The organism is Thioclava sp. UBA3469, assembly GCF_002378135.1.
GTDB classification, from domain to species: domain Bacteria; phylum Pseudomonadota; class Alphaproteobacteria; order Rhodobacterales; family Rhodobacteraceae; genus Thioclava; species Thioclava sediminum.
Window position 1 is genome coordinate 1 of sequence record NZ_DFRG01000165.1, and the last position, 4,221, is coordinate 4,221.

Here is a 4,221-nt window from a genome sequence, read left to right on the forward strand (position 1 = left end):
GATGGATTCGATGTGACGGATGAGCGTTCGGTCGAGGCGGGTTTGCGCGAGATCGAGGGGCCGGTCAATCTGATCTTCGTGGCCTCGGGCGCACTTGGCACGCCGGAAAAGGCGCTGTCGCATCTGACGCCCGAGGAATTGCAGACCCAGTTCGCCGTGAATGCGATGGGCCCGGCGCTGGTGCTGAAACACGCCGCCCGCCTGTTGCCCCGCGACCAGCCCGCACGGTTTGCGGCGCTCTCGGCGCGAGTCGGCTCGATCGGGGATAACGGCTTGGGCGGCTGGTATAGCTATCGGACCTCGAAAGCGGCGCTGAACCAGGTGCTGCACGGCGCGGCGATCGAACTGGGGCGCTCTCACAAGCAGCTCGTGGTCGCGGCGCTGCATCCCGGCACGGTCGACACCCCCTTTACCGCCGATTACCCGCGCGACAAGCTCGCCCCGGAAGACGCCGCGCGCCGGTTGCTGGATGTGCTGGACGGGCTGTCCCCCGCGCAATCGGGCGGTTTCTACGATTACGCAGGCAAGGAGATCCCATGGTAACCCGAAACGCCATCGTCACCGGGGCTGCGCGCGGGATCGGCCGCGCGATCATCGAGGCGCTGCTGGATCGCGGCTGGCAGGTCGCGGCGCTCGATCTGGATATCGATCCGCTGGAGGCGCGCGAAGGCTTGCAGGCGATCTGCTGCGATCTGGGGAGCGAAGACGATATTCGTGCGGCCGTCGCGGAGGCCGGGTTCGAGACGCTCGATCTCTTGGTGAACAATGGCGGTCCGGCCAATCCCGAATGCGGACCGCTGGAGGAGCTTACGCTGGAAGCGTGGCATAGGTGGATCGACCCGCATCTGACGGGCACGTTCCTGATGACGCGTGAGGCTTTGCCCGCCTTGCGCAAAGGGCAGGGGGCGGTGGTCAACATGGCCTCGACCCGCGCGCTGCAATCCGAGCCTGACACATTCGCTTACGCGGCGGCGAAGGGCGGCGTCACGTCGCTGACCCACGCAATGGCGGTGAGCCTCGGGCCGGAGGTGCGGGTCAACGCGATCGCGCCCGGCTGGATCAATTCGAGCGGCGGGGCCCTGAGCGAAGAGGATCACGCGCAGCATCCTGTGGGCCGGGTGGGCACGCCGAAGGATATTGCCGAGGCCATCCTCTACCTCGCGGATGCGGGCTTCGTGACGGGGCAGGTGCTGGTCGTCGATGGCGGCATGACCCGAAAGATGATCTATGACTAAGCTGATCGCGGTGTTGGGCGACCAGCTGAGCCATGACGGCGCGGCTTTGCGCTGCGGCGACAAGGGCACGGATGTGGTGGTCATGGCCGAGGTGCGCGAGGAAGCCACCTATACCGGCCATCACAAGCAGAAGTTGGCCCTGACCTTCGCCGCCATGCGCCGCTTCGCCGATGAGTTGGACCGCGATGGCTGGCAGGTTCGCTATACGAAGCTGACCGACGACGACAACGCGGGCTCGCTGGTGGGTGAATTCGCGCGCCGCGCCGAGGAAGAGGGGGCCGAGGAGGTGGTGACGCTCGCCCCCGGCGAATGGCGGCTGCGTCAGGCCTTCGAGAGCGCGCCGTTGAAAATCCGGCAACTGCCCGACGACCGCTTTATCTGCTCCGAGAAACGCTTCGCGGACTGGGCCGAGGGGCGCAAGGAACTGCGAATGGAGTGGTTCTACCGCGAGATGCGCCGCGAGACGGGGCTCTTGATGGACGGCGACGATCCGGCTGGCGGCGAATGGAATTTCGACAAGGAGAACCGCAAGCCCGCTCAGCCCGACCTGTTCCGCGAGGCCGCGCCGACCTTCCGCAAGGATGCGCTGGTGCAGGCGGTGCTCGAGATGGTCGAGGCGGAATTCCCCGACAATTTCGGATCGCTCGACGAATTCAACTGGCCGGTCAGCCGCGCGCAGGCCGAACGCGCGCTGGAGCATTTCATCGCCCATAATCTCCGCGACTTCGGGACATATCAGGACGCGATGCTGGCCGAGCACCGGTTGCTGCACCACTCGATCCTGTCGTCGAGCATCAATCTCGGGCTGCTCTCGCCGCGGGAGGTCTGCAAGGCTGCGGAAGAGGCCTACAAGGCGGGCGACGCGCCGATCAATTCGGTGGAAGGGTTCATCCGGCAGATCCTCGGTTGGCGCGAATATATGCGTGGGATCTACTTCCTTGAGGGACCCGATTACACCTCGCGCAATGCGCTGCACCACAAGCGCGACCTGCCGTGGTTCTATTGGTCGGGCGAGACGGAAATGGCGTGTATGAAGGCCGCGATCGGGCAGACCCGCGATCTGGCCTATGCCCATCACATCCAGCGCCTGATGGTCACGGGCAATTTTGCGCTGCTCGCCGGGATCGACCCACGCCAAGTGCAGGACTGGTATCTCGCGGTCTATATCGACGCCTATGAATGGGTGGAGGCGCCGAACACGGCGGGAATGAGCCAGTTCGCCGATGGCGGGGTGGTGGCCTCGAAACCCTACATTTCCTCGGGCGCCTATATCGACAAGATGTCGGATTACTGCGCGGGCTGCGCCTATGACGTGAAGGCGAAGGAGGGCGAGAAGGCTTGCCCGTTCAACAGCCTCTACTGGCATTTCCTCGACCGGCATCGCGACCGCTTCGAGGGCAATTCGCGCATGGGGCTCGTCTATCGCAACTGGGACAAGCAGAAGAAAGAGACGCGCGACGCCAAGCTGAAGTCGGCGGAGGCGCTGCTCGCAAAGCTCGACAAAGGCGAGGCGTTGTAAGCCAGCCCAGTAAACCAGATCAGTTCGCGGAAGGCTCTGTCGCCGCCGGTTCGTTCGCCGGGGCAGGCGGAGTCTCGGCGCTGGCATCGGGCGTGGGCTGCGTCGCAGGCGCGCTGGTATCCTGCAGCTTGTCGTTCGACCATTCGCCGCTTGCGACATTCCCGGAGGCATAGGTCATCGTGCCTTGCCCCTCGCGTTTGCCATTCGAGAAGCTGCCCACATAGGTGTCGCCATTGGCATAGGTCGCGCGGCCTTGCCCGTCGATTGCGCCGTTGCGCCACTCGCCCTCATAGGTGAAACCATCGGGCATGGTCAGCTTGCCGGTCCCGTCGCGCTGGCCATTCTTGAAGGCGCCCTCATAGGTCGTGCCATCGGCATATCGCGCGGTGCCCTGACCCTCGCGTTGACCGTTCACCCAGTCGCCCTCGTAGCTGTAGCCGTCCGGGTAGGTCATCTTGCCCTTCCCGTCATTGCGCGCGTTCTTGAACTCGCCCTCATAGACGAGCCCGTTCGCGTAGCGCGCGGTGCCGGTGCCCTGGATGACGCCATGCGCCCAGCCGCCCTCGTAGCTGGAGCCATCGGGATAGGTGATCTTGCCCTGACCGTCGGGCAGGTCGTTCTTGAAGCTGCCCTCGTAGACCGAGCCGTCGGGATATTGCACCTTGCCCTGACCTTCGATCCGGCCCTCTTTCCATTGGCCGGTATAGACATAGCCGTCCTTGCCGCGGAACGTGCCGGTGCCGTGGCGCTTGTCGAGCAGGAAGTCCCCCTCGTAGGTGTCGCCATTGGCATAGGTGACCTTGCCCGAGCCGTGGCGCTTGCCGTTGACCATCTGGCCTTCGTAGACATCGCCATTGGGTTGGGTCAGCTTGCCGCGACCGTTCATCTGCCCGGCCTTCCAGTCGCCGACATAGGTCAGCCCGTCCGCCATGGTGAGCGTGCCGGTGCCGTCGCGCTGGCCATGCGCCATCTGGCCCTCATAGGTGGAGCCGTCGGGATAGGTAATCTTGCCGTTGCCCTGTTTGACGCCGCCCAGCCAGTCGCCCTCGTAGCGATAGCCGTTCGCGCTCTCCAAGGTGCCCTTGCCGTCATGCATCGCGTTGCGGAACTGGCCCTCATAGACCGAGCCGTTGGCGTAATGCGCGGTGCCGGTGCCGGTGATCTGACCGTTGAGCCAGTCGCCCTCATAGGTGCCGCCATCGGCGAAGGTGATCTTGCCCTTGCCGTTGGGTTTGCCGTGGTCGAACTCTCCCTCGTAGATCGAGCCATTGGGGAAGCGCGCGCGGCCCTTGCCCTTGATCTCGCCCATCACCCATTGGCCTTCGTATTCGTAGCCCGAGGGCAGCTTGTAGCTGCCATAGCCGTCCTGCTTGCCATCGGTGAAGGTGCCCTCATAGAGGCCGCCGTCATCGTATTGCTTGGTGATGACCTCTTGCGCCGGCGCGATATGCGCGGTGCATCCGATCA

Annotated in this window: 4 protein-coding genes; 3 read left to right on the top strand and 1 reads right to left on the bottom strand. The window is 64.6% G+C overall.

Annotation, left to right across the window (positions count from 1 at the left end):
• The 3 genes from B3D39_RS12510 to B3D39_RS12520 all read left to right on the top strand — a co-directional run.
• The coding region (locus B3D39_RS12510; RefSeq protein ID WP_286789747.1) for an SDR family oxidoreductase at nucleotides 1-543 on the top strand (543 nt) is incomplete at its 5' end.
• On the top strand, nucleotides 537-1,235 hold the full coding sequence (locus tag B3D39_RS12515; protein ID WP_274962904.1) for an SDR family oxidoreductase: 699 nt from the start codon (nucleotides 537-539) through the stop codon (nucleotides 1,233-1,235). The genes B3D39_RS12510 and B3D39_RS12515, both read left to right, overlap by 7 nt.
• Nucleotides 1,228-2,754: a cryptochrome/photolyase family protein gene (locus B3D39_RS12520; RefSeq protein WP_274962905.1), complete on the top strand. Its 1,527-nt coding sequence runs from the start codon at nucleotides 1,228-1,230 to the stop codon at nucleotides 2,752-2,754. Before B3D39_RS12515 ends, B3D39_RS12520 begins: the two co-directional genes overlap by 8 nt.
• 19 nt (nucleotides 2,755-2,773) lie before the next feature.
• On the opposite strand, the gene B3D39_RS12525 is transcribed toward B3D39_RS12520, so the two are convergent.
• Nucleotides 2,774-4,219 (bottom strand): MORN repeat-containing protein, encoded by a 1,446-nt coding sequence (locus B3D39_RS12525; RefSeq protein WP_286789748.1) that lies wholly within the window; start codon nucleotides 4,217-4,219, stop codon nucleotides 2,774-2,776.
• Between the last annotated feature and the right edge of the window lie 2 nt (nucleotides 4,220-4,221).

Excerpts from the sequence above, each read along its gene's own strand:
- B3D39_RS12515 (WP_274962904.1), top strand. The coding sequence starts at position 537 with ATGGTAACCCGAAACGCCATCGTCACCGGGGCTGCGCGCGGGATCGGC.
- B3D39_RS12520 (WP_274962905.1), top strand. The coding sequence starts at position 1,228 with ATGACTAAGCTGATCGCGGTGTTGGGCGACCAGCTGAGCCATGACGGC.